This window comes from Klebsiella sp. KE9456, assembly GCF_043832615.1.
GTDB classification, from domain to species: Bacteria; Pseudomonadota; Gammaproteobacteria; order Enterobacterales; family Enterobacteriaceae; genus Klebsiella; species Klebsiella indica.
The window spans coordinates 54,001-79,568 of record NZ_JBDYQK010000023.1; the positions used below are offsets into that span (position 1 = coordinate 54,001).

General features: G+C 54.8%; 25 protein-coding genes. 20 read left to right on the top strand and 5 right to left on the bottom strand.

Annotated elements, in window-relative coordinates:
- Positions 1-10: 10 nt before the first annotated feature.
- From uvrD to corA, 3 genes are all read left to right on the top strand, one after another.
- Positions 11-2,173: a DNA helicase II gene (gene uvrD / locus ABK821_RS20570; protein ID WP_138362092.1), complete on the top strand. Its 2,163-nt coding sequence runs from the start codon at positions 11-13 to the stop codon at positions 2,171-2,173.
- A gap of 148 nt (positions 2,174-2,321) precedes the next feature.
- Positions 2,322-2,378 carry a YsgD/CorL family protein gene (gene ysgD, locus ABK821_RS20575; protein WP_349817343.1) on the top strand — a complete coding sequence of 19 codons (57 nt, stop codon included), beginning with the start codon at positions 2,322-2,324 and terminating at the stop codon, positions 2,376-2,378.
- A 150-nt stretch (positions 2,379-2,528) separates the two neighbouring features.
- Entirely contained in the window at positions 2,529-3,479 is a 951-nt protein-coding gene (corA, locus tag ABK821_RS20580) for a magnesium/cobalt transporter CorA (protein WP_138362093.1), read from the top strand.
- A 182-nt stretch (positions 3,480-3,661) separates the two neighbouring features.
- Here corA and rarD read toward each other — a convergent pair whose 3' ends face one another.
- Positions 3,662-4,555 carry an EamA family transporter RarD gene (gene rarD, locus ABK821_RS20585; protein WP_138362094.1) on the bottom strand — a complete coding sequence of 298 codons (894 nt, stop codon included), beginning with the start codon at positions 4,553-4,555 and terminating at the stop codon, positions 3,662-3,664.
- Between the two features lie 49 nt (positions 4,556-4,604).
- Entirely contained in the window at positions 4,605-5,069 is a 465-nt protein-coding gene (gene yigI / locus ABK821_RS20590; protein ID WP_138362095.1) for an acyl-CoA thioesterase YigI, read from the bottom strand.
- A gap of 155 nt (positions 5,070-5,224) precedes the next feature.
- On the opposite strand from yigI, the gene pldA reads away from it, so the two are divergent.
- From pldA to rhtC, 3 genes are all read left to right on the top strand, one after another.
- Positions 5,225-6,097, top strand: coding sequence for a phospholipase A (pldA, locus tag ABK821_RS20595; RefSeq protein ID WP_138362096.1), 873 nt, complete (start codon positions 5,225-5,227; stop codon positions 6,095-6,097).
- A gap of 67 nt (positions 6,098-6,164) precedes the next feature.
- On the top strand, positions 6,165-7,991 hold the full coding sequence (gene recQ / locus ABK821_RS20600) for an ATP-dependent DNA helicase RecQ (protein WP_138362097.1): 1,827 nt from the start codon (positions 6,165-6,167) through the stop codon (positions 7,989-7,991).
- A 61-nt stretch (positions 7,992-8,052) separates the two neighbouring features.
- The gene (gene rhtC / locus ABK821_RS20605; RefSeq protein ID WP_138362098.1) at positions 8,053-8,670 is read left to right on the top strand and encodes a threonine export protein RhtC; all 618 of its coding nucleotides are present in this window, start codon (positions 8,053-8,055) and stop codon (positions 8,668-8,670) included.
- A 121-nt stretch (positions 8,671-8,791) separates the two neighbouring features.
- On the opposite strand, the gene rhtB is transcribed toward rhtC, so the two are convergent.
- Positions 8,792-9,412: a homoserine/homoserine lactone efflux protein gene (gene rhtB / locus ABK821_RS20610; protein ID WP_138362099.1), complete on the bottom strand. Its 621-nt coding sequence runs from the start codon at positions 9,410-9,412 to the stop codon at positions 8,792-8,794.
- 109 nt (positions 9,413-9,521) lie between these two features.
- On the opposite strand from rhtB, the gene pldB reads away from it, so the two are divergent.
- The 3 genes from pldB (at position 9,522) to ABK821_RS20625 (ending at position 12,346) form a co-directional block, all read left to right on the top strand.
- Positions 9,522-10,514, top strand: a complete 993-nt coding sequence (gene pldB / locus ABK821_RS20615) for a lysophospholipase L2 (RefSeq protein ID WP_138362100.1) — start codon at positions 9,522-9,524, stop codon at positions 10,512-10,514.
- 43 nt (positions 10,515-10,557) lie between these two features.
- Positions 10,558-11,358 (top strand): sugar/pyridoxal phosphate phosphatase YigL, encoded by an 801-nt coding sequence (gene yigL, locus ABK821_RS20620; protein ID WP_138362101.1) that lies wholly within the window; start codon positions 10,558-10,560, stop codon positions 11,356-11,358.
- 88 nt (positions 11,359-11,446) lie between these two features.
- Entirely contained in the window at positions 11,447-12,346 is a 900-nt protein-coding gene (locus tag ABK821_RS20625; protein WP_343178634.1) for a carboxylate/amino acid/amine transporter, read from the top strand.
- On the opposite strand, the gene metR is transcribed toward ABK821_RS20625, so the two are convergent.
- Positions 12,234-13,187, bottom strand: a complete 954-nt coding sequence (gene metR, locus ABK821_RS20630) for an HTH-type transcriptional regulator MetR (RefSeq protein ID WP_138362103.1) — start codon at positions 13,185-13,187, stop codon at positions 12,234-12,236. The genes ABK821_RS20625 and metR overlap by 113 nt on opposite strands.
- Before the next feature lie 236 nt (positions 13,188-13,423).
- Between metR and metE the strand changes: the two genes are divergently transcribed.
- Together metE and ABK821_RS20640 are read left to right on the top strand one after the other, a co-directional pair.
- Positions 13,424-15,685, top strand: a complete 2,262-nt coding sequence (gene metE / locus ABK821_RS20635) for a 5-methyltetrahydropteroyltriglutamate--homocysteine S-methyltransferase (RefSeq protein ID WP_343178633.1) — start codon at positions 13,424-13,426, stop codon at positions 15,683-15,685.
- 194 nt (positions 15,686-15,879) lie between these two features.
- The gene (locus ABK821_RS20640; RefSeq protein WP_395034100.1) at positions 15,880-16,572 is read left to right on the top strand and encodes a transporter substrate-binding domain-containing protein; all 693 of its coding nucleotides are present in this window, start codon (positions 15,880-15,882) and stop codon (positions 16,570-16,572) included.
- A 3-nt stretch (positions 16,573-16,575) separates the two neighbouring features.
- Here the strand turns inward: ABK821_RS20640 and ABK821_RS20645 are convergent, their stop codons facing one another.
- Positions 16,576-17,388 carry a dienelactone hydrolase family protein gene (locus ABK821_RS20645; RefSeq protein ID WP_343178632.1) on the bottom strand — a complete coding sequence of 271 codons (813 nt, stop codon included), beginning with the start codon at positions 17,386-17,388 and terminating at the stop codon, positions 16,576-16,578.
- A gap of 267 nt (positions 17,389-17,655) precedes the next feature.
- On the opposite strand from ABK821_RS20645, the gene udp reads away from it, so the two are divergent.
- The 9 genes from udp (at position 17,656) to tatD (ending at position 25,556) form a co-directional block, all read left to right on the top strand.
- A complete protein-coding gene (gene udp / locus ABK821_RS20650) occupies positions 17,656-18,417 on the top strand; it encodes a uridine phosphorylase (protein WP_138362106.1) in 762 nt (253 codons plus the stop codon).
- A 136-nt stretch (positions 18,418-18,553) separates the two neighbouring features.
- Positions 18,554-20,002: a DNA recombination protein RmuC gene (gene rmuC, locus ABK821_RS20655; protein ID WP_138362112.1), complete on the top strand. Its 1,449-nt coding sequence runs from the start codon at positions 18,554-18,556 to the stop codon at positions 20,000-20,002.
- Between the two features lie 70 nt (positions 20,003-20,072).
- Positions 20,073-20,828: a bifunctional demethylmenaquinone methyltransferase/2-methoxy-6-polyprenyl-1,4-benzoquinol methylase UbiE gene (gene ubiE / locus ABK821_RS20660; RefSeq protein WP_138362113.1), complete on the top strand. Its 756-nt coding sequence runs from the start codon at positions 20,073-20,075 to the stop codon at positions 20,826-20,828.
- A gap of 12 nt (positions 20,829-20,840) precedes the next feature.
- Positions 20,841-21,446, top strand: coding sequence for an SCP2 domain-containing protein (locus tag ABK821_RS20665; protein WP_138362114.1), 606 nt, complete (start codon positions 20,841-20,843; stop codon positions 21,444-21,446).
- Positions 21,443-23,083 carry a ubiquinone biosynthesis regulatory protein kinase UbiB gene (ubiB, locus tag ABK821_RS20670; RefSeq protein ID WP_138362115.1) on the top strand — a complete coding sequence of 547 codons (1,641 nt, stop codon included), beginning with the start codon at positions 21,443-21,445 and terminating at the stop codon, positions 23,081-23,083. Before ABK821_RS20665 ends, ubiB begins: the two co-directional genes overlap by 4 nt.
- 77 nt (positions 23,084-23,160) lie before the next feature.
- Positions 23,161-23,412, top strand: a complete 252-nt coding sequence (gene tatA, locus ABK821_RS20675; RefSeq protein ID WP_138362116.1) for a Sec-independent protein translocase subunit TatA — start codon at positions 23,161-23,163, stop codon at positions 23,410-23,412.
- Between the two features lie 3 nt (positions 23,413-23,415).
- Positions 23,416-23,955 (top strand): Sec-independent protein translocase protein TatB, encoded by a 540-nt coding sequence (gene tatB, locus ABK821_RS20680; RefSeq protein WP_343178631.1) that lies wholly within the window; start codon positions 23,416-23,418, stop codon positions 23,953-23,955.
- A gap of 2 nt (positions 23,956-23,957) precedes the next feature.
- A complete protein-coding gene (tatC, locus tag ABK821_RS20685; protein WP_138362118.1) occupies positions 23,958-24,731 on the top strand; it encodes a Sec-independent protein translocase subunit TatC in 774 nt (257 codons plus the stop codon).
- A 30-nt stretch (positions 24,732-24,761) separates the two neighbouring features.
- Positions 24,762-25,556 carry a 3'-5' ssDNA/RNA exonuclease TatD gene (gene tatD / locus ABK821_RS20690; RefSeq protein ID WP_343178644.1) on the top strand — a complete coding sequence of 265 codons (795 nt, stop codon included), beginning with the start codon at positions 24,762-24,764 and terminating at the stop codon, positions 25,554-25,556.
- The last annotated feature ends 12 nt before the right edge of the window (positions 25,557-25,568 follow it).

Here is a 25,568-nt window from a genome sequence, read left to right on the forward strand (position 1 = left end):
GGCGGTGCCAATGGACGTTTCTTACCTGCTCGACAGCCTCAATGACAAACAGCGTGAAGCCGTTGCGGCATCACGCACTAACATGCTGGTTCTGGCCGGGGCGGGCAGCGGTAAGACGCGGGTGCTGGTACACCGTATTGCCTGGTTGTTGAGCGTCGAGAACTGTTCCCCTTATTCCATTATGGCAGTGACTTTTACCAACAAAGCAGCGGCGGAAATGCGCCAGCGTATTGGTCAACTGATGGGGACCTCTCAGGGGGGAATGTGGGTCGGTACTTTTCACGGGCTGGCGCATCGTCTGCTACGCGCTCATCACCTCGACGCGAATCTGCCCCAGGATTTCCAGATCCTCGACAGCGAAGACCAGTTGCGCTTGCTCAAGCGCCTGATTAAGGCCATGAATCTTGATGAGAAGCAGTGGCCGCCGCGTCAGGCGATGTGGTACATCAATAGCCAGAAGGACGAAGGTCTGCGTCCGCATCATATTCAAAGCTACGGCAACCCGGTTGAGCAAACCTGGCAGAAGGTCTATCAGGCCTATCAGGAAGCCTGCGATCGCGCCGGGCTGGTGGACTTCGCCGAGTTGCTGCTGCGTGCGCACGAACTGTGGCTGAATAAGCCGCATATCCTTCAGCACTATCGTGAGCGTTTTAGCAATATCCTGGTGGACGAATTCCAGGATACCAACAATATTCAGTACGCGTGGATCCGCCTGCTGGCGGGCGACACTGGTAAAGTGATGATCGTCGGCGATGATGACCAGTCTATTTACGGCTGGCGCGGCGCGCAGGTGGAAAACATCCAGCGCTTCCTCAAAGACTTCCCCGGCGCGGAAACTATTCGTCTGGAGCAAAACTATCGTTCGACCAGTAATATCCTTAGCGCGGCGAACGCCCTGATTGAGAACAACAGCGGGCGTCTGGGCAAAAAGCTGTGGACCGACGGCGCCGACGGCGAGCCGATTTCACTTTACTGTGCGTTTAACGATCTTGATGAGGCGCGTTTTGTCGTCAACCGCATCAAAACCTGGCAGGAGAACGGCGGGGCGCTGGAGCAGTGTGCGATTCTGTATCGCAGCAACGCCCAGTCGCGCGTGCTGGAAGAAGCGCTACTGCAGGCCAGCATGCCGTACCGTATTTATGGCGGCATGCGCTTCTTTGAACGTCAGGAGATCAAAGATGCGCTCTCTTATCTTCGTCTGATCGCTAACCGCAATGACGATGCGGCGTTTGAGCGGGTGGTGAATACCCCAACGCGCGGCATCGGCGATCGTACCCTTGATGTGGTGCGCCAGACCTCGCGCGATCGTCAACTGACGCTGTGGCAGGCCTGTCGTGAGCTGTTAAAAGATAAAGTGCTCGCCGGGCGCGCCGCCAGTGCGCTGCAGCGTTTTATGGAGCTGATTGACGCGTTAGCGCAGGAAACCGCCGATATGCCGCTGCATGTACAGACTGACCGGGTGATTAAAGATTCCGGCCTGCGCATGATGTACGAGCAGGAGAAAGGCGAGAAAGGCCAGACGCGTATCGAAAACTTAGAGGAACTGGTGACGGCAACGCGTCAGTTCAGCTACAACGAAGAAGACGAAGATCTCATGCCGCTACAGGCGTTTCTTTCCCACGCCGCGCTGGAAGCGGGCGAAGGGCAGGCGGATACCTGGCAGGACGCGGTACAACTGATGACCCTGCACTCAGCGAAAGGGCTGGAGTTTCCGCAGGTGTTTATCGTCGGTGTGGAAGAAGGCATGTTCCCGAGTCAGATGGCGCTTGATGAAGGCGGGCGTCTGGAAGAGGAGCGCCGTCTGGCCTACGTTGGCGTGACCCGCGCGATGCAGAAGCTGACCCTGACCTACGCGGAAACCCGCCGCCTGTATGGCAAAGAGGTTTATCATCGCCCGTCGCGCTTTATCGGCGAACTGCCGGAATCGTGCGTGGAAGAGGTACGGCTGCGGGCGACGGTGAGCCGTCCCGTCAGCCATCAGCGTATGGGAACGCCGATGGCGGAAAACGATACCGGCTATAAACTGGGCCAGCGGGTGCGCCACGCGAAGTTTGGCGAGGGCACCATTGTCAATCTCGAAGGCAGCGGCGAACACAGTCGGCTACAGGTTGCATTTCAGGGGCAAGGGATTAAATGGCTGGTTGCCGCTTATGCCCGGCTGGAAACAGTATAACGTTAAGAAAAATATCATTATTTTGTAATATTTTTCTCTCTTTATATCTTAAGGAGACTGATTTTTTCTTAAGCGTTCCGTTGCGTGTTGACGCCGTTTTTGCGCTGGCGTAACATGCGCGCACGATTACGCTAAGAGGACATTCGCCTTGGACACACCCAGTAGATGCTGGCTCAATTTCCTGCCCATCAGGAACAACTCCTAAGGCTATCCTCTTATGCTGATAGCCTTAGCGGTTGTCGGCGACTCGTTCTATTCCCGTCGCGCTGAGTCAGGCTTAATGGTCTGAAACCTAAATTGTTTCTGTGTGCCCATACGAACTGTCCAATAATTTTTTGCATTGGGAGTCCCGGTCATGCTGAGCGCATTTCAACTGGAAAATAATCGTTTAACGCGCCTGGAAGCCGATGAGATCAAGCACCTCGCCAGTTCGGTGTGGGTCGATCTTGTCGAGCCTGATGACGATGAACGAAGCCGCGTGCAAACGGAACTGGGCCAGAACCTGGCGACTCGTCCGGAACTGGAAGATATCGAAGCGTCAGCGCGTTTCTTTGAGGACGAAGACGGCCTGCATATCCACTCGTTTTTCTTCTTCGAAGATGCAGAGGATCACGCCGGTAACTCCACCGTGGCGTTTACTATCCGCGAAGGGCGACTGTTTACGTTGCGCGAGCGAGAGTTGCCTGCTTTCCGTCTGTACCGCATGCGTGCCCGCAGCCAGGCAATGGTTGACGGTAATGCTTACGAGCTGCTGCTCGACCTGTTCGAAACCAAAATTGAACAGCTGGCAGATGAAATTGAAAACATTTACAGCGATCTGGAAAAGCTCAGCCGGGTGATTATGGAAGGCCGCCAGGGCGATGATTATGACGAAGCGCTCTCTACGCTGGCGGAGCAGGAAGATATCGGCTGGAAAGTTCGCTTGTGTCTGATGGATACCCAGCGGGCGCTGAACTTCCTCGTGCGCAAAGCGCGCTTACCCACTGGCCAACTGGAACAGGCGCGTGAAATCCTGCGCGATATCGAATCCCTGCTGCCGCATAATGAATCGTTATTTCAGAAGGTTAACTTCCTGATGCAGGCGGCGATGGGCTTTATCAATATTGAACAGAACCGCATCATCAAGATCTTCTCGGTGGTTTCCGTAGTGTTCCTGCCCCCGACGCTGGTGGCTTCCAGCTACGGGATGAACTTTGAGTTTATGCCCGAGCTGCACTGGAGCTTCGGCTATCCCGGGGCGATTGTCTTTATGATGCTCGCGGGCCTGGCACCGTATCTGTACTTTAAGCGTAAAAACTGGCTGTAAAAAAGTCTTTTTGACGCGAGGAAAGACGGTTTAACGTCTCAGCCGGGTGGCGGCTGTCGCCTTGCCCGACCTATGTGCCCCGAGATATCACCTGGCTCGCCTGCGCAAGCGAAGCGCCGCCCGGCAATGGCGGCGGATCGCATCCTGCCTGTCACCTGAAAGGCGCTTCGGTTCCTTTTTCATTATGGCCTACGCGTTCTGCGTATTGTGTAAACCGCATCCATCACAAAGATCGCCAGCGCGACCCAGATAAAGGCGAAGGTCACCATTTTATCCGCATCCGGCACTTCGCCATAAAACATCACCGCCAGCAGGAACATCAGCGTTGGGCCGATATACTGGAAAAATCCTAGGGTGGAGAGACGCAGACGTGTCGCCGCGCCGGTAAAGCACAGCAGTGGAACGGTCGTGACAACACCCGCCGCCATGAGCAGCAGGTTCAGGGACCATGGGTTCTGCCCCATATGGCTGGTCGGGCTATCGGCGAGGCCAAATAAATAAACAGCGGCGACGGGCAGCAGCCATAGGGTTTCAAATAGCATCCCGGTTTGTGCATCAACGGCGATTTTTTTACGCAGCAGCCCATAAAAAGCGAAGCTGAACGCCAGGCCGAGCGCGATTATCGGCAGCGAACCAAAGGTCCAGAGCTGCACCAGAACGCCGCATGCGGCCAGCAGTACTGCCAGCCACTGCATCCGGCGAAAGCGCTCGCCAAGGAAGATCATTCCCAACAGAATATTCACCAGCGGATTTATAAAATAGCCAAGACTGGCTTCCAGCATATGATGATTATTCACCGCCCAGATAAACAACAGCCAGTTACCGCCTACCAGCACAGCGGACAGCGCCAGCAGAAGCACCTTTTTCGGCGTTTTAAGCAGCTTTTTAACCTGCGGCCACTGGCGGCTGATGCTGATCAGCGCCACCATGAAGAAGAAGGACCAAATCACGCGGTGAGTCAGAATTTCATCGGCGGGAACATAGTCGATAAGCTTGAAGTACGCAGGCGCGATACCCCAAATAAGATAGGCGGCGAGAGCCAACAGAACCCCCACCCGCGTTTGTTTCGCATCCATCAGTACAAATCCATTGCCAAAGAGAGTGATGTTACTCGATTTATGGCAATCAACCCACCATATACGTTGCCGTGGCGCTGGCGATATAAACCTGTTCTTCGTTATGCAGCTCTACACGGGCGACCGCCACTTTGTTACCGGCGCGCAGCAGGCTGCTGGTGGCGGTAAAGCGTTCTCCGCGTCCCGGACGCAGATAGTCGACCCGTAGATCGATGGTGCCCATCCGCGACAGGCGCTGGCGCAGCTCTTCTTCATTGATGGTGTCGTGGCGCGTCAGCGTACTGCCTACGCAGACCAGCCCTGCGGCGACATCCAGCGCTGAGGCGATCACTCCGCCATGTAAAATGCTTTGTGCCCAGTTGCCGACCATCATCGGCTGGTTGTTAAAACTAAGTTGAGCAAACTCTTTTTCATAGCGCTCCAGTTCCAGCCCTAAAGCACGATTAAAAGGCATATGATAAACGAAGATTTCTCCCACCAGCTTAAGAGCGGCATCGGCGGTAAGTTCAGACATAACAACATCCCATAAGTTAACGAGATGTTGATTTTATGCTTCTGAAATATTGATTTCTACTTTAAGAACAGATAACGGCTCAGAAAGCGCCTAATCCAGGTAGAATACAGACAGGGTTAAACAGAAATAATAATTATCCATCCAGGAGAACAGCAATGCGTATCTCTTTAGCCTGCCTGCTGGCGCTTGTTGCGCTTCCGGTCGGCGTTCTGGCGCAGGACGCGCCGGCGAATGAACAGGTTCATGACACTCCGGCCGTTCGTGGGAGTATTATCGCTAACCTGTTGCAGGACCATGATAATCCGTTTTTACTTTATCCCTATGAGAGCAACTATCTGCTCTATACGTGGACCAGCGATCTTAACAAAGAGGCGATTCGCAGCTATGACTGGGCTGAGAATGCGCGGAAAGACGAAGTGAAGTTCCAGCTCAGCCTGGCATTTCCGCTGTGGCGGGGGATCCTCGGCGATAACTCGCTGCTGGGGGCCTCTTACACGCAAAAATCCTGGTGGCAGCTCTCCAATAGCAAAGAATCCGCGCCGTTTCGTGAAACCAACTATGAGCCGCAGCTGTTTCTCGGTTTTGCGACCGACTACACGCTCGCCGGCTGGACGCTCCGTGACGTTGAGATGGGTTATAACCACGACTCTAATGGTCGTTCCGATCCCACCTCCCGCAGCTGGAACCGGCTCTATACCCGGCTGATGGCGCAAAACGGCAACTGGCTGGTGGAAGTGAAGCCCTGGTACGTTATTGGCAGCACCGACGACAATCCGGATATCACTAAATATATGGGTTATTACCGCCTGAAAGTGGGCTATCAACTGGGTGATGCGATTTTCAGCGCACAGGGGCAATATAACTGGAATACCGGCTATGGCGGCGCTGAGCTGGGGGTGAGCTATCCGATAACCAAACATGTGCGCGTCTATACGCAGGTCTATAGCGGTTATGGTGAGTCGCTCATTGATTATAACTTTAATCAGACTCGCGTCGGCGTTGGGGTGATGCTCAACGATCTGTTTTAATCATTGCACTCTGCTGCTCAGGCGCTGAAAATAGCGCCTGTTTTCTTTTCTGGGATGTGGGGTCAACGTGGCGCAGGCGGAAGTATTAAATCACGAATCGCTGGCTAAGCAGGTTTTACAGCAAACCTTTGGCTACCAGCAGTTTCGCCCCGGCCAGCAAACCATTATTGATACGGCCCTGGCCGGACGGGATTGTCTGGTTGTGATGCCGACCGGCGGCGGAAAGTCTCTGTGTTATCAGGTTCCGGCGCTGGTGCTGGGCGGCCTGACCGTTGTGGTGTCACCGTTGATCTCGCTGATGAAAGACCAGGTCGATCAACTGCTGGCCAACGGCGTGGCGGCGGCGTGCCTGAACTCAACGCAGGGCCGCGAACAGCAGCAGGAGGTGATGGCGGGCTGTCGCAGCGGGCAGATTCGCTTACTGTATATCGCCCCGGAACGTCTGATGCTGGATAACTTCCTTGAGCATCTCACGCACTGGAATCTGGCGATGGTGGCGGTGGATGAGGCACACTGTATTTCCCAGTGGGGGCACGATTTCCGCCCGGAATACGCCGCTCTGGGACAACTGCGTCAGCGGATCCCGCAGATCCCGTTTATGGCGCTGACCGCCACCGCTGATGACACCACCCGCCGCGATATTGTCCGCCTGCTGGGGCTAAGCGATCCGCTGATTCAGGTCAGTAGCTTCGACCGTCCCAATATCCGCTATATGCTGATGGAAAAGTTTAAACCGCTGGATCAACTGATGCGTTATGTGCAGGAGCAGCGCGGCAAGTCGGGCATTATCTACTGCAATAGCCGCTCGAAAGTGGAAGATACCGCCGCACGTTTGCAAAGCCGCGGGATCAGCGCAGCGGCCTATCACGCCGGTCTGGAAAACAATATTCGCGCCAATGTGCAGGAGAAGTTCCAGCGTGACGACCTGCAAATCGTAGTGGCGACGGTGGCCTTCGGGATGGGCATCAACAAACCGAACGTCCGTTTTGTGGTGCATTTCGATATTCCCCGCAATATTGAATCCTACTATCAGGAGACCGGGCGCGCCGGGCGTGATGGCCTGCCTGCCGAGGCGATGTTGTTTTACGATCCGGCGGATATGGCGTGGCTCAGGCGCTGTCTTGAAGAGAAGCCCGTCGGGCCATTGCAGGATATTGAGCGACATAAGCTCAACGCGATGGGGGCGTTTGCTGAAGCGCAAACCTGCCGTCGTCTGGTACTGCTCAACTATTTTGGTGAAGGGCGTCAGGAGCCGTGCGGCAACTGCGACATCTGCCTCGATCCGCCGAAACAGTACGACGGCTTAATGGACGCGCGTAAGGCGCTATCGACGATTTACCGCGTGAATCAGCGTTTCGGTATGGGGTACGTGGTGGACGTGCTGCGCGGCGCTAATAACCAGCGGATTCGCGAGATGGGGCACGATAAGCTGCCGGTCTATGGTATCGGGCGCGAGCAGAGCCATGAACACTGGGTCAGCGTGATCCGCCAGCTTATCCATTTGGGGCTGGTGACGCAGAATATTGCCCGCCATTCCGCACTACAGCTTACCGAAGCCGCCCGCCCGGTGCTACGCGGGGACGTTTCGTTGCAGCTTGCGGTACCGCGTATTGTGGCGCTGAAGCCGAAGGCGATGCAGAAATCCTTTGGCGGTAATTACGATCGCAAGCTGTTTGCTAAGCTGCGTAAATTGCGTAAAGCCATTGCTGATGAAGAGAATATTCCGCCCTATGTGGTGTTTAACGACACGACGCTGATTGAGATGGCTGAGCAAACGCCGCTTAGCGCCAGTGAGATGCTTAGCATCAACGGCGTCGGCATGCGGAAACTCGAGCGTTTCGGTAAAGCGTTTATGGCTTTGATTCGCAGTCACGTGGATGGTGATGATGAGTAGTCAGCCAGGCGAAAAAGTGCAAATATAGTTTCTGTTCTGACTATTTTCCTGCGAGCCGATCATGTTGACTCTCTTCTTCACCGTGGCGCTGGTGCATATCATTGCGCTGATGAGTCCGGGTCCGGACTTCTTCTTTGTCTCACAAACCGCTGTCAGTCGCTCCCGCAAGGAGGCGATGATGGGCGTGCTGGGGATCACCTGCGGCGTCATGGTGTGGGCGGGCGTTGCGCTGCTCGGCCTGAATCTGATCATCGAGAAGATGGCCTGGCTGCACACCATTGTTATGGTTGGCGGCGGGTTGTATCTGTGCTGGATGGGCTTGCAGATGTTGCGTGGCGCGCTTAAGAAAAGCCAGGCGGCGGCGGAACCTCAGGTTGAGCTGGCGCGTAGCGGTCGTAGCTTCCTGAAAGGGCTGCTGACCAACCTGGCTAACCCAAAAGCGATTATCTACTTTGGCTCCGTTTTCTCGCTGTTTGTGGGAGATGACGTGAGTTCAGGCGTGCGCTGGGGCATTTTCCTGCTGATCGTGCTGGAGACGCTGGCCTGGTTTACGGTGGTTGCCAGCCTGTTTGCGCTGCCGGGAATGCGTCGCGGCTATCAGCGGATGGCGAAGTGGATCGACGGTATTGCCGGTACGCTATTTGCCGGTTTTGGTATTCATCTGATTATTTCGCGTTAGGCATCCTGCGGCCCACCCATGAGGGCCGGGTGGGCCTGATTTTAGTGACGGAGTTGTTGTAAATACCGCGGTATCGTCAATGTCCCGTTCGGGATTCTGTACGACTTCCTCCAGCCGCTTCTCAGGCGTGACGGGCGGAGGCCAGCAGCGCACCAACCAGCATAAATAGCGAACCGAATACCTTATTCAGCGCTTTCATCTGCTTCGGCCCTTTGATCCATGCGGCGATGCGTTGCGCCAGCGTCGCGTAGCCAATCATCACGATGATATCGACCACGATGGTGGTAACGCCAAGTATCAGGTACTGCATCATCTGGGGCTGGTGTGGCACGATAAACTGCGGGAACAGCGCCGCGAGGAACACAATACTTTTTGGGTTGGTCAGGTTCACGAATATCGCCCGTTTAAACAACTTCCCGCGGGTTTGCACTTTTGCCAGGGTATTCAGGTTGATAGCGCCCGCAGCCCGCCACTGCTGAATACCGAGCCAGATAAGATAGGCGGCGCCCGCCCATTTGAGGATTTCGAAAGCCAGTACGGAACGCGAAAACAGCGTCCCCAGGCCGACGCCGACCAGTACGATATGGATGCCCAGCCCGGTCTGTAGTCCGGCGATAGATGCCGCCGTGCCGCGGTAGCCATGGTTGATTGAGGTGGTCATCGTATTTATCGCCCCGGACCCCGGCGACAGGCTGAGAATAATTGATGTCAGCAGATAGGCAAACCACCACTCGAACGTCATGAGAAACTCCCTGATTGTCTGTTTTTATGCCACAATACGCTATTGTGTGAGCATTGTGTGATACACGATAAAAAAACGATTTTCAGCGGTTATCAGGGGTGTAAACCCGATGTTTTTGCAGCAAAAGGACTGGGAAACACGAGAAAACGCGTTTGCGGCCTTTACTATGGGGCCGTTGACCGATTTCTGGCATCAGCGGGAAGAGGCGGAATTTACGGGAGTGGATAATGTCCCGGTACGCTTTGTTCGTTTCTGCGCTCAACATCATGACCGGGTTGTTGTTATCTGCCCGGGTCGCATTGAAAGTTATGTGAAGTATGCCGAACTGGCTTACGATCTCTTCCTCAGCGGCTTTGATGTGATGATTATCGATCATCGTGGTCAGGGGCGTTCCGGACGGATGCTTTCCGATACCCATCGCGGGCACGTTGTTAATTTCAGTGATTATGTTGAGGATCTTGCCGCCTTCTGGCAGCAGGAAGTGGTTCCCGGACGTTGGCGGAAACGTTTTATACTGGCCCATTCAATGGGCGGAGCTATCGCGACGTTATTTTTACAGCGTTACCGGCAGCATTGTGATGCGATGGCGCTCTGCGCGCCGATGTTCGGCATTGTCATACGTTTACCTGAATGGATGGTGCGCCATATTCTGGATTGGGCTGAGGGCCATCAGCGCATTCGTGAAGAATACGCCATCGGAACCGGTCGCTGGCGGGCGTTGCCTTTTGCGGTCAATGTATTGACGCATAGCCGTCAACGCTATCGCCGCAACCTGCGTTTTTATGCCGATGAACCACAGTTGCGGGTCGGCGGGCCGACGTTTCACTGGGTGCGTGAGGGGATTCTCGCTGGCGAAGAGGTACTGGCCGGTGCGGAAAAAGACGTCACGCCCACGCTGTTGCTCCAGGCGGAGGACGATCGGGTGGTCGATAATCGAATGCACGATCGTTACTGTGCACTCCGCACCGCTGGCGGTCACCCTTGTGAAGGAAATAAACCATTTGTCATACACGGGGCATACCATGAGATCCTTTTTGAAAAGGACGCCATGCGCTCAGTCGCGCTGAATGCTATCGTCGATTTTTTTGGTCGACATCATTAATCCGGCGAAACGCTAGTCGCCCTGCTTAGAGGTTAAAATTTTTATGTACCAGGTTGTTGCGTCTGACTTAGATGGCACGCTGCTTTCCCCCGATCACCGCTTAACGCCCTACGCCAAAGAGACGCTAAAGCTGCTTACCGCCCGCGGCATCAACTTTGTGTTTGCGACTGGCCGTCATTACATCGATGTCGGGCAAATTCGCGATAATCTCGGCATTAAATCCTACATGATCACCTCTAACGGCGCGCGTGTGCACGATAGCGAAGGGAAGCAGATATTTGCCCACAACCTTGACCGCGATATCGCCACCGATCTGTTTGAGATGATGCGTAGCGATCCGGCGATTGTGACCAACGTGTATCGTGATGATGAGTGGTATATGAACCGCCATCGTCCGGAAGAGATGCGTTTCTTCAAAGAAGCGGTGTTCAGTTATAAGCTATATGCGCCGGGCGAGCTGGACCCTGAAGGGATCAGTAAGGTCTTTTTTACCTGCGACAAGCACGAGCATTTGTTGCCGCTGGAGCAGGCGATCAACGCCCGCTGGGGCGATCGCGTCAACGTCAGTTTTTCTACCGTAACCTGCCTTGAAGTGATGGCGGGCGGGGTGTCGAAGGGGCATGCGCTGGAAGCGGTGGCGAAAATGCTCGGTTATAGCCTCAAAGAGTGCATCGCCTTCGGCGACGGCATGAACGATGCGGAAATGCTGTCGATGGCGGGTAAAGGCTGCATCATGGCTGACGCCCACCAGCGTCTGAAAGATCTGCACCCTGAACTGGAGGTGATTGGCAGTAACGCCGATGACGCCGTCCCTCACTATTTGCGTAAACTGTATCTCGACTAAAAAAGATTGACGATTGCTCGGTAAGTGAACAGTTGTCAACCGTTCACTCCGCTACAATGAATGTTCTTTACTCTACGAGACATTTATTGTGGCGCTACTGATTATCACCACTATCCTGTGGGCTTTCTCTTTTAGCCTGTATGGCGAATACCTGGCTGGCCATGTCGATAGCTATTTTGCGGTGCTGGCGCGGGTTGGCCTGGCCGCTCTGGTGTTTTTGCCTTTCCTGCGCACCCGTGGGCAGAGCCTGGCAACCATCGGCCTGTATATGCTGGTGGGCGCGATGCAGCTCGGCATCATGTATATGCTGAGTTTCCAGGCCTATCTTTACCTGACGGTTTCTGAACTTCTGCTGTTTACCGTCCTGACACCGCTCTACATCACGCTGATTTACGATCTCATGAGCCGACGTCGTCTGCGCTGGGGCTATGCCTGTAGCGCGTTACTGGCGGTTATCGGCGCCGGAATTATCCGTTATGACCAGGTGACCAACCATTTCTGGACCGGTTTGATACTGGTGCAACTCTCCAACATCAGCTTCGCTATCGGGATGGTTGGCTATAAGCGGATGATGGAAACGCGCCCTATGCCGCAGCATAACGCTTTTGCCTGGTTCTACGTCGGGGCGTTTCTGGTGGCGGCTATTGCCTGGTCTCTGCTGGGTAATACGCAGAAAATGCCGGAAACGTCGCTTCAGTGGGGAATTCTGGTATTTCTTGGCGTGGCGGCATCGGGAATTGGCTATTTTATGTGGAACTACGGCGCCACCCAGGTGGACGCCGGTACGCTCGGCATCATGAACAATATGCATGTGCCAGCCGGACTGCTGGTGAACCTTGCCATCTGGCAAGAGCAACCCCGCTGGCCGAGCTTTATTATTGGGGCTCTGGTGATCCTTGCCTCGCTGTGGGTCCATCGCCGCTGGGTCGCTCCGCACTCCGCACAAACGGCAGGTGGTCGCAAGCGTGGTTCCGTGCTGAGCGAATAAACGCCTCAGTGACCGGCTGGCGCTGCTCGCCATCGCGAACCGCGGCGTACAGTCGACTCCACAATCCTTCGCCCAGGGTTTTGGTTACCACCAGACCCTGGCGTTCAAAACTCTCCACTACCCAGTGCGGCAGGGCGGCAATCCCCATCCGTGCGGCAACCATTTGAATTAACAGCAGCGTATTATCGACGCTCTTTAACTGCGGGCTGATCCCGGCAGGTTGCAGGAAGTGACGCCAGATATCCAGGCGCCCGCGCTGCACCGGATAAATCAGCAGTATCTCCGTTGCTAAATCTTCAGGCGCGATGCGCGTTCTGGTTGCCAGCGGGTGATCCGGCGCCATCACCAGGCGCACTTCGTAATCAAACATCGGCGAATAGTGCAGACCGCTGCGCGGCAGGATATCGGATGTCATCACCAGATCCAGCTCGCCCTGCTGCAGACCGGGCTGCGGGTCGAAGGTGACGCCGGACTGGAAATCCACTTCCACATGCGACCAGCGGGCACGGAAATTCTCCAGCGCGGGGGTGAGCCACTGAATGCAGCTATGGCATTCAATGGCGATACGCAGACGGGTTTGCTGCGGTTCATTGCAATCCTGCAGGGCGCGACTGATTTGTGGCAGCACCTGATTTGCCAGCTGCAGCAGAATCTCGCCTTGCGGCGTAAAACGCAGCGGCTGGCTTTTACGCACAAAAAGACGGAAGCCAAGGCGCTGTTCCAGATCGCTGAACTGGTGGGACAAGGCGGATTGGGTCTGATGTAGGGCCATTGCGGCACCTGCCAAAGAACCGCTGTTCCGCAACGCCTGGAGCGTTTTCAGGTGTTTAATCTCGATCATGAAAGTCCTTCACTTCGGCATGAATAATTTGCGCTTGAGGAATATACAGTAACCGCCAATTATGGATGTGTAAACATCTGGACGTCTAAAAAATCCGTCGTCTTTTAAATTAATCGTGCGTTGGCTACGTTTCCTCATCCCGGTCACTTACTTATGTAAGCTCCCGGGGATAAGCAAACTTGCCGCCTTCTCTGAATTTAAAATCCTTAGGATTTGCACATTATGAGGTTATAAAAATGACAATTATTAATCATACCCTCGGTTTCCCTCGCGTTGGTCTGCGTCGTGAGCTGAAAAAAGCGCAAGAGAGCTACTGGTCGGGGAACATCAGCCGCGAAGAGCTGCTGGCTGTTGGCCGTGAACTGCGCGCCCGCCACTGGGAACAGCAGAAGCAGGCGGGCATTGACCTGCTGCCGGTGGGCGATTTCGCCTGGTACGACCATGTTCTGACCACCAGCCTGTGGCTTGGCAATGTGCCGGCTCGTCATCAGAACAAAGACGGCTCCGTCGATATCGATACCCTGTTCCGCATTGGCCGTGGCCGCGCGCCGACCGGTGAACCGGCTGCGGCGGCGGAAATGACCAAATGGTTTAACACTAACTATCACTACATGGTTCCGGAGTTCGTCAAGGGGCAGCAATTCAAACTGGCCTGGACCCAGCTACTGGATGAAGTGGACGAGGCGCTGGCGCTCGGCCATAAGGTGAAACCGGTTCTGCTGGGTCCGGTGACGTATCTGTGGCTGGGTAAAGTCAAAGGCGAACAGTTCGATCGCCTGAGCCTGCTGAACGATATCCTTCCGGTCTACCAGCTGGTGCTGTCTGAGCTGGCGAAACGCGGCATTGAGTGGGTACAGATCGATGAACCGGCGCTGGTGCTGGAACTGCCGCAGGCGTGGCTGGATGCCTTTAAACCGGCTTACGAAGCGCTCAGCGGCCAGGTTAAACTGCTGTTGACCACCTACTTTGAAGGCATTACCGACAATCTCGACACTATCACCGCACTGCCGGTACAGGGGCTGCACGTGGATCTGGTACACGGCAAAGATGATGTCGCAGAACTGCATAAACGTCTGCCTGCTGACTGGCTGCTCTCTGCGGGCCTGATTAACGGCCGCAATGTCTGGCGCGCCGATCTCACCGAGAAATATGCGCAAATTAAAGATATCGTCGGCAAACGTGAACTGTGGGTGGCCTCTTCCTGTTCGCTGCTGCACAGCCCGATCGACCTGAGCGTGGAAACGCGCCTTGATGCGGAAGTGAAGAGCTGGTTTGCCTTCGCCCTGCAAAAATGCGTCGAGCTGGCTCTGCTGCGGGATGCCCTGAACAGTGGCGATACGACTGCAATCGCCGAATGGAGCGCGCCGATCCAGGCTCGTCGCCATTCAACCCGCGTGCATAATCCTGCGGTAGAAAAACGGCTGGCGGCGATCTCCGCTCAGGACAGCCAGCGAGCGAATGGCTATGAAGTCCGCGCTGCCGCGCAACGGGCGCGCTTTAAGCTTCCGGCCTGGCCGACCACCACCATCGGTTCTTTCCCGCAGACCACCGAGATCCGCAGCCTGCGTCTGGACTTCAAAAAGGGCAATCTTGACGCGAACCGCTACCGTACCGGCATTGCTGAGCATATCAAGCAGGCGATTATTGAGCAGGAGCGCCTGGGCCTGGATGTACTGGTGCACGGTGAAGCCGAGCGTAACGATATGGTGGAATACTTTGGTGAACACTTGGATGGTTTTATTTTCACCCAGAATGGCTGGGTGCAGAGCTACGGTTCCCGCTGCGTAAAACCTCCGGTAGTAATTGGCGACATCAGCCGTCCGGAGGCGATTACCGTTGAGTGGGCGAAATATGCCCAGTCGCTGACCGACAAGCCGGTAAAAGGCATGTTGACCGGTCCGGTAACGATTCTCTGCTGGTCTTTCCCGCGTGAAGACGTGACTCGCGAAACCATTGCTAAGCAGATCGCGCTGGCGCTGCGTGACGAAGTGGCGGACCTGGAAGCGGCCGGCATCGGTATCATCCAGATTGACGAACCGGCGCTGCGTGAAGGGCTGCCGCTGAAGCGCAGCGACTGGGATGCCTATCTGGCGTGGGGCGTGGAGGCTTTCCGTATCAATGCCGCCGTAGCGCGGGATGAGACGCAGATCCACACTCATATGTGTTATTGCGAGTTTAACGACATCATGGATTCCATCGCCGCGCTGGATGCGGATGTCATCACCATCGAAACCTCGCGTTCTGACATGGAACTGCTGGAGTCGTTTGAAGCGTTCGACTACCCGAACGAAATCGGGCCGGGGGTTTACGATATTCACTCGCCGAACGTGCCGAGCGTGGAATGGATTGAAGCGCTGCTGAAGAAAGCCGCGCAGCGAATCCCGGCAGAGCGCCTGTGGGTGAACCCGGACTGCGGCCTGAAAACCCGCGGCTGGCCGGAAACCCGCGCCGCGTTAGCGAACATGGTTAAAGCCGCGCAGAATCTGCGCCAGGCGTAACTAAGCGGCATCCGGGTACGCCCGTCCTCAAGGCGTTGACCACAGATGCTCGCTACCCCGATCTGACGCAAACGCTTCCCCGGAAGCATTCCATCACTCCGTAACCGGGGTAATGGCAGGTCGTCAACGTCGTTTGCTCAGAGGTAAGCGCTTTGACTACAGTTAAGCATCTGCTGCTAACTGTCCGGAGGTGAATGATGCGTGAACTCGACGAGCAAGAAGGGGATTTGCGGTTTGCCATTAACCTGGGTAACCCGGTTCTGGCGACAGTGTTACCGGATGGTTCTCCGGGCGGGATAACCGTTGAACTGGCGAAAATGCTGGCGGCAGAGTGCCAGCGCGAAGCGCGGTTTATTACCTGGCCGACGGCCGGACAGGTGGTCGATGTGGCGTTGAAAGGGGAGTGGGATATCGCCTTTCTCGCCATCGATCCGGCCCGGGAGGACAGGCTCTGCTTTACACCTCCCTACGTCACGATTGAAAGCTCATTAATCGTTAAAAACGGCAGTACGATACAGTCGGTACAGGAGAGGGATCGCGAAGGCGTGGTGATTAACGTCGGCAAAGGCGCGGCCTATGCGCTGTATCTGAGCCGCACATTAAAACATGCGACGTTGCACCAGTACGCCACGTCCCAGGATGCTATCCGCGCATTTATTGCTGGCGAAGGCGATATGGCGGCCGGTATTCGCCAGCCGCTGGAAAGCGCCGTGCGAGACCATCCCCAGTTTCGCATTTTGCCCGACAATTTCAGTCAGATACGTCAGGCCATTTGCGTGCCGCGCAACGCTCCGCAGCACTATGAGTGGGTGTGCCGCTGTCTTTCTTTATGGATAGCGGACGGGACTATTGCCGGAATGGTGAGCCGCCATATCGGCAATCGCTAATCGTTAACTGCGCTTCCCGCTATATTGCGCGAACCATGCCAGCATTCGCTGCCAGCCCTCTTTCGCCGACTCTTCATGGTAGCTGGCGCGATAATCGGCGTTAAAGGCATGACCTGCCTGCGGATACACGACGATTTCCGCCGTGGCATTGGCGGCCCGTAGCGCCTGACGCATGGTTTCTACCGTGTCCTGCGGGATGCTGTCATCTTTCGCGCCGTAGAGCCCTAACACCGGGGCGTTCAGATCAACGGCGATATCTACCGGATGCCTCGGCGAGTTAAGCGACTTCTCGCCAATCAGTTTACCGTACCAGGCAACGGCGGCTTTGAGCTGCGGATTATGCGCGGCGTACAGCCAGGTGATGCGTCCGCCCCAGCAGAAGCCGGTAATGAGCAGGCGATGGGCGTCGCCACCGTTGCGGGAAGCCCAACTGGCGACGTGATCGAGGTCGGCCAGCACTTGAGAGTCCGGTACCTTTTGGACGAGTCCCTGGAATAGCGAAGGGATGTCGCTAAAATCATTGGGATCGCCCTGGCGGAAGTACAGCTCTGGCGCGATAGCCAGATATCCCTCCTTCGCCAGACGGCGGCAAATATCACGAATATGTTCGTGCACGCCGAAAATTTCCTGCACAACGATAACGACGGGCAGTGGGCCTTCGACCTTGTCCGGACGGGCATGGAATGCGGGCATGTTATCCCCCTGGGAAGGGATAGATGTCTCCCCGAAGACGATGTTCTCATCTGATGTGTGCACAGCGGTAGAGGCATGCGGCGTGGCTGCAGGCGCAAAGCCGGTTTGCTTGGTTGTCGTCATGGCATTCTCCGTACCCTTAATGTATTAGCGCATCAATAACTATAGCTGCTCTGGACAGGACGTTAGCCAAACACAGTGCCCGAAACCGGCTATCTTTTGTTCAGGGTTCTGTGATTCAGTTTGTTAATGTGATGTTTATCACTATTTCGTGGAAAATTATTGCAATGAGTTTAATTCATAGTGATAAGGGTCACAAAAATGAACCAGTAGCTTCTGTAAAGTACCGTTTTGCTTCTGCTGATAATTCTACCCACAGAGGAGTTTTTTATGTCCAGGTCTGATGTCTTTCATCTCGGGCTCACCAAAAATGATTTACAAGGGGCTACGCTGGCTATCGTCCCTGGCGATCCTGAGCGTGTGGAAAAGATCGCCGCGCTGATGGATAAGCCAGTTAAACTGGCATCTCATCGTGAATTCACCACCTGGCGGGCTGAGCTGGAGGGTAAAGCGGTGATTGTCTGCTCTACCGGTATCGGCGGCCCATCGACCTCTATTGCCGTGGAAGAACTGGCTCAACTGGGCATCCGTACTTTTCTGCGTATCGGTACTACCGGCGCGATTCAGCCGCACATTAATGTCGGCGATGTGCTGGTGACTACCGCTTCCGTTCGCCTGGACGGCGCCAGTCTGCACTTTGCGCCTATGGAGTTCCCGGCGGTGGCTGATTTTGAATGCACCACCGCGTTGGTTGAAGCGGCGAAATCCGTTGGTGCGACAACGCATATTGGCGTAACGGCTTCCTCTGATACCTTCTATCCGGGACAGGAACGTTACGATACCTTCTCTGGGCGCGTCGTGAGCCGTTTTAAAGGCTCAATGGAAGAGTGGCAGGCGATGGGCGTGATGAACTATGAAATGGAATCCGCCACCCTGCTGACCATGTGTGCCAGCCAGGGTCTGCGTGCCGGGATGGTTGCCGGAGTTATCGTAAACCGTACCCAGCAGGAAATTCCGAACGCAGAGACCATGCAGCAAACCGAAAGCGATGCGGTGAAAATCGTCGTGGAAGCGGCGCGCCGCCTGCTGTAATTTTCTCTTTTCTACTCAGGGCTGGATGTTCTGGCCCTGCCTTTTACATAGAACTTCTCAGGAAAACCCTTCCCAACTGGACATTTGTACAGCACAATTCTATTTTGTGCTGTATGTGGTTGCCGCAGGGGGCGTTGTGGATATCTCGATTCTTATTAGTGCTGTTGTGGCGCTGGCCGTGGGGATTATCGTGGGCTGGCTGGCAACGAAAGCGCACGCCGATCAAATTCGTGCCGATCTGACAGAAGAGCGGCGCGAGCTGGATATTGAGCTGAGCGCGGCCCGTCAGCAACTGGCGCAAGAGTCCCACTGGCGAGAAGAGTGCGCGTTGCTGAATAATGAGCTGCGCAGCCTGCGTGATATCAACACCTCGCTGGAGGCCGATCTTCGTGAAGTGACAACCCGCCTTGAATCCACACAACTGCATGCGGAAGATAAAATCCGCCAGATGGTTAACAGCGAGCAGCGGCTTAGCGAACAGTTTGAAAATCTGGCAAACCGCATATTTGAGCACAGTAATCGACGCGTTGATGAGCAGAATCGCCAGAGCTTGCACAGCTTATTGACGCCGTTACGCGAGCAACTGGATGGCTTCCGTCGCCAGGTGCAGGATAGCTTTGGCCAGGAAGCGCGGGAGCGCCACACCCTGGCGCATGAAATCCGCAATCTTCAGCAGCTAAATGCGCAAATGGCCCAGGAAGCGCTAAACCTGACCCGCGCGCTGAAGGGCGATAACAAAACCCAGGGCAACTGGGGCGAGGTGGTGTTGACCCGCGTACTGGAAGCATCAGGGCTGCGGGAAGGACATGAATATCAAACCCAGGTGAGTATCGAAACGGACAACCGCGCACGAATGCAGCCGGATGTTATTGTCCGTCTGCCGCAGGGAAAAGATGTGGTTATTGATGCCAAGATGACGCTGGTGGCCTACGAGCGTTACTTCAATGCTGAAGATGATTACAGTCGTGAGGCGGCGCTGCAGGAGCATATTGCCTCGGTGCGTAACCATATGCGCCTGCTGGGCCGTAAAGACTATCAGCAACTGCCAGGGCTGCGCTCGCTCGACTATGTTCTGATGTTTATCCCTGTAGAGCCCGCCTTCCTGCTGGCAATCGATCGTCAACCGGAGCTGATTAGCGAAGCGTTGAAGAACAATATTATGCTAGTGAGCCCGACGACGCTGCTGGTGGCATTGCGTACCATCGCTAATCTCTGGCGCTATGAGCATCAGAGCCGTAACGCGCAGAAAATTGCTGAAAGGGCGGGGCGTCTGTATGACAAAATGCGCTTATTTATCGATGATATGTCAGCTATCGGCCAGAGCCTGGATAGAGCTCAGGAAAATTACCGCCAGGCAATGAAAAAACTCGCATCCGGGCGCGGCAACTTGCTGGTTCAGGCGGAATCATTCCGTGGTCTTGGCGTGGAGATCAAGCGTGGAATTAATCCGGAGTTAGTTGAACAGGCGACAGCACAGGATGATAAATATCGCCTTACAGGCGATGCTAACTCACCGGAAGATAATGAATGTTCATCAGAATCTGCTGCTGCGGCAAGGCATGAGAAGCGCGCTCAGACACGTTGAAGCGTATGGGAAGTGCGCTAAACCTGTTACACTCAACGTACATTTTCTTAATAAGCAAGCAGGCATTGAGATGGTTGAGGATTCACAAGAAACGACCCATTTTGGCTTTCAGACAGTTGCCAAAGAACAGAAAGCTGACATGGTTGCGCATGTATTTCATTCTGTCGCCGCAAAATATGATGTGATGAACGATCTGATGTCGTTCGGTATTCATCGTTTGTGGAAGCGTTTCGCCATCGACTGCAGCGGCGTGCGTCGAGGGCAAACGGTGCTGGATCTGGCCGGTGGTACGGGCGATCTGACGGCGAAATTCTCGCGTCTGGTCGGCGAAAACGGCCGTGTAATGCTGGCGGATATCAACGACTCTATGCTGAAAATGGGCCGTGAGAAGCTGCGTAATACTGGCATCGTCGGCAATGTCGAATATGTCCAGGCTAACGCGGAAGCGCTTCCTTTTGCGGACAATACTTTTGATTGCATTACCATTTCATTTGGCCTGCGTAATGTCACCGATAAAGAAAAAGCGCTGCGATCCATGTATCGTGTGCTGAAACCGGGCGGTCGCCTGCTGGTGCTGGAATTCTCGAAACCGATTATTGAGCCGCTTAGCAAGGCCTATGACGCCTACTCTTTCCATATACTGCCGCGAGTGGGGGAATTGGTCGCTAAAGATGCTGAAAGCTATCGTTATCTTGCTGAATCTATCCGAATGCACCCCGATCAGGACACCCTGAAAGCCATGATGCAGGACGCAGGTTTTGAAAGCGTCGATTATTACAACCTGACGGCAGGTATCGTTGCGCTGCACCGCGGTTATAAGTTCTGACAGGGGGACGCTATGCCTTTCAAACCACTGGTTACCGCCGGCCTGGAGACGGTTCTCAATACCTTTCTTTGGCGCGACAGGGCGCTTAAACCCGCCCGCCAGCGCCTGTTGGGGAAAGTGTTGCGCGTTGAGCTACAAGAACTTTCCGATCCTATTGTGTTGGTTTTTAGCGAACGCCAGGTGGATGTGCTGGGGGCATGGGAAGGTGAGTCTGACTGTACCGTAATGACGCGTTTTAGCGTTCTCCCGCAACTGCGCAACCGCCAGCAGCTCACGTCATTGATTCGTAGCGGCGATCTTGAAGTGCAGGGCGACCTGCAGGTTGTACAGAATACTATCATGCTGTGCGATCTGGCAGAGTTTGACCCGGCTGAACTGCTGGCGCCGTACACGGGCGATGTTGTTGCCGAAGGCTTTAGTAAAGTCTTCCGCGGCGGCGCTCGTTTTTTTCTTCATGGCGTTCAACGCCAGCAGCACTATATTGCAGAGGCGATTACCGAAGAGTGGCGCCTGGCGCCGGGCCCGCTGGAACTGGCCTGGTTTGCTGAGGAAAGCGATGCGGTAGAACGAGAGCTGGCCGTGCTGGAAAAACGGCTGGAAACGCTGGAGGGCAAATGACGCCAGGAGAATTACGGCGACTGTATTTCATCATCCACACTTTTTTGAGCTACGGGCTTGATGAGCTCATCCCCAAAATGCGAATCACGCTGCCGTTGCGAATCTGGCGGCGGATGTTGTTCTGGATGCCAAACCGCCATAAAGATAAACCTCTTGGCGAGCGTTTACGCCTTGCGCTACAAGAACTGGGGCCGGTGTGGATTAAGTTTGGCCAGATGCTCTCGACTCGTCGCGACCTGTTCCCGCCACATATCGCCGATCAGTTGGCGATGCTGCAGGATCGCGTCGCGCCGTTTGACGGTCATCAGGCTAAAAAGCAGATTGAGCAAGCGATGGGGGGGTTACCGATTGACGCCTGGTTTGATGATTTTTCCATCGAACCGCTTGCTTCTGCCTCTATTGCCCAGGTCCATACCGCCCGTCTGAAAGAAAACGGGAAAGAGGTTGTGATTAAGGTAATCCGCCCGGATATCGTGCCGGTTATCAAGGCAGATATGAAGCTCATCTACCGCCTCGCCCGCTGGGTACCCCATCTGTTGCCCGACGGTCGCCGCCTTCGCCCGCAGGAAGTGGTTCGCGAATACGAAAAAACGCTGCTTGATGAACTCAACCTGCTTCGGGAATCGGCGAACGCTATTCAACTTCGTCGTAATTTTGAAGATAGCCCGATGCTTTATGTTCCGGAAGTCTATTCCGACTACTGTAGCGAGGGCATGATGGTCATGGAGCGGATTTACGGGATCCCGGTTTCCGATGTCGCCGCTCTGGAGGCACAGGGTACTAACATGAAGCTGCTGGCTGAGCGCGGGGTACAGGTTTTCTTCACTCAGGTTTTCCGCGACAGCTTCTTCCATGCCGATATGCATCCGGGTAATATTTTTGTCAGCCGTAGTCATCCGGAAAACCCGCAGTACATTGGTATTGACTGTGGTATTGTTGGTTCGCTGAACAAAGAAGATAAGCGTTATCTGGCAGAAAATTTCATTGCCTTCTTCAACCGCGATTATCGTAAGGTTGCTGAACTGCACGTTGATTCCGGCTGGGTTCCTCCGGATACCAATGTTGAAGAGTTTGAGTTCGCTATCCGTACCGTCTGCGAGCCAATTTTTGAAAAACCGTTGGCGGAAATCTCGTTCGGTCATGTGTTGTTGAACCTGTTTAACACGGCCCGACGCTTCAATATGGAAGTGCAGCCGCAGCTGGTGCTGTTACAGAAGACATTACTTTACGTAGAAGGGGTAGGCCGCCAGCTCTATCCTCAGTTAGACTTGTGGAAAACGGCGAAGCCGTTCCTTGAGTCGTGGATTAAAGAGCAGGTTGGCATTCCGGCTCTGGTTCGCGCGTTTAAAGAAAAGGCGCCGTTCTGGATTGAGAGAATGCCGGAAATACCTGAGCTGGTGTACCAGAGCCTGCAGCAAAGCAAGCAGTTGCAGAATAGCGTCGATGCCATTGCGCGCGACCTCCAGGGGCGACACGTGCGCCAGGGGCAGTCCCGTTATCTGTTTGGTATAGGCGCTGTTTTATTACTCAGTGGTACGCTGTTATTCATCTACCGTCCTGAGTGGGGCATGATGCCAGCCTGGCTGATGGCCGCTGGCGTTGTAACCTGGCTTATTGGCTGGCGAAAGACGAAATGACGGCTGTCTCCTTTATCATTACGCATAACGTGTATATTGCGTCCTAATAATTCATCATTTGTCATTGAGGAATGTGTATGGGTGGGATCAGTATTTGGCAGTTACTCATCGTTGTCGTCATCGTAGTCCTGCTTTTTGGGACAAAAAAACTGAGTTCGCTCGGCTCGGATTTAGGCGCGTCGATTAAAGGCTTTAAAAAGGCCATGAGCGACGATGATAAGTCCGAAAAATCAGCGCCTGATGCAGACTTCACGGCGAAAACCCTTGCCGATAAACCGGATGATGCCAGGAAAGATGAAACTAAACGCCACGACAAAGAGCAGGTGTAATTCGTGTTCGATATCGGTTTTAGTGAATTACTGCTGGTATTCGTGATTGGCCTCATCGTTTTGGGGCCACAGCGACTTCCTGTCGCGGTAAAAAAGGTCGCCAGCTGGATTCGTACACTGCGGTCTCTGGCGGCAACTGTACAGAATGAGATAACCCAGGAATTAAAACTGCAGGAGTTTCAGGAAAGCCTGAAGAAAGTGGAAAAGGCCAGCCTGGATAACCTGACGCCCGAGCTGAAAGCGTCTATGGATGAGCTGCGTGAAGCAGCGGAATCTATGAAGCGCTCCTATTCTGTCCACGATCCTGAAAAAGCCAGCGACGAAGCCAACACTATCCATAACCCGGTAGTGAAGGCGAGCGAAACGCTGCGCAAGGACGTGACGCCGGCTACGGCTGAACATCAGGCCAGCGCGCCGGAGCATGCCCCTGAAAACGTTGCGGCAGAGCCTCTCGTCTCTGGGACTGAATTCCCGCCGGCGAAAGAAAAAGTGACTGTGCCAGTTTCCGACACCTCCTCCCCAGCATCGAGTGATAAACAGTAAAAATGGGCGTAGACGATACTCAACCGCTAATTACGCATCTGATTGAGCTGCGCAAGCGCTTGATCAACAGCATTCTTGCCATACTGGTGATTTTTCTGGCACTGGTTTATTTTGCCAACGATATCTATCAACTGGTTTCCGCGCCGCTGATTCGGCAGATGCCGGTTGGGGCGACAATGATCGCGACTGACGTTGCCTCGCCCTTCTTCACCCCGATCAAACTGACCTTTATGGTGTCGATAATTTTGTCGGTACCGGTCATTCTGTATCAGGTCTGGGCCTTTGTTGCTCCAGCGCTGTATAAGCATGAGCGTCGGCTGGTGATGCCGCTTCTCATCTCCAGTACGCTGCTATTCTACATCGGCATGGCCTTTGCCTATTTCGTTGTTTTCCCGCTGGCATTTGGTTTTCTGACCCACGCGGCACCGCAAGGCGTACAAGTTTCTACCGATATCCGTAGCTATCTCGATTTTGTTATGGCGCTATTTATCGCCTTTGGCGTCTCGTTCGAGGTGCCTGTGGCGATTGTGCTGCTGTGCTGGATGGGGGTAACCACGCCGGAGGACTTGCGTAAAAAAAGGCCCTACGTACTGGTCGGGGCGTTCGTCATCGGAATGCTGCTGACGCCGCCGGATGTGTTCTCGCAAACCCTGCTGGCGATTCCGATGTACTGTCTGTTTGAAGTCGGGGTCTTCTGTGCGCGCTTCTATACCGGTAAACGCCTGACGCGTGATGAAGATGCCGCCGCCGAAGAGGCGCAGGGCAAAGAAGAATAAAGACCAGCCGCCCGTCAGGGCGGTTGTCATATAAGGGTAATGATGTTTGATATCGGCGTAAATTTGACCAGCCCGCAGTTTTCACGCGACCGCGATGAGGTTGTTTCTCGCGCCCGGGCGGCAGGCGTTACCGGTATGCTGCTAACGGGAACCAATCTGCATGAAAGTGAACAGGCTCAGCAGATGGCGCGCCGTTATTCCGGATGTTGGTCAACTGCCGGTGTTCATCCCCACGACAGCAGCACCTGGACGGAGTCGATTGCGGCGTCGGTTTTTGCGCTGGCCCATGAACCGGAAGTCGTTGCTGTTGGTGAGTGTGGACTGGATTTCAACCGAAACTTTTCGACGCCCCGCGAGCAGGAAGCGGCATTTAGCGCCCAGCTGGCGCTGGCGGCTGAGTTGTCGATGCCGGTATTTTTGCACTGTCGCGATGCGCACGAGCGCTTTCTGGCGCTATTAACCCCCTGGCTTGAGAAACTTCCTGGCACGGTACTGCACTGTTTTACCGGCAGCCGCGAAGAGATGCGTGAATGCGTGGATCGCGGTTTATTTATTGGTATTACCGGTTGGGTGTGCGACGAGCGTCGGGGGCTGGAACTGCGAGAATTACTGGCCGACATTCCGGCAGCGCGTTTGCTGATTGAGACCGATGCGCCGTATCTGTTGCCGCGGGATATGCGGCCAAAGCCCTCTTCCCGCCGCAATGAACCCGCATACCTGCCGCATATTCTGACCAGTATCGCGGGATGGCGCGGGGAGGAAGCCCGGTGGCTGGAAGAGATGACCGATGCTAACGCCAGAAGACTTTTTGGCGTGCGCTTTTAAATAAACGAAACG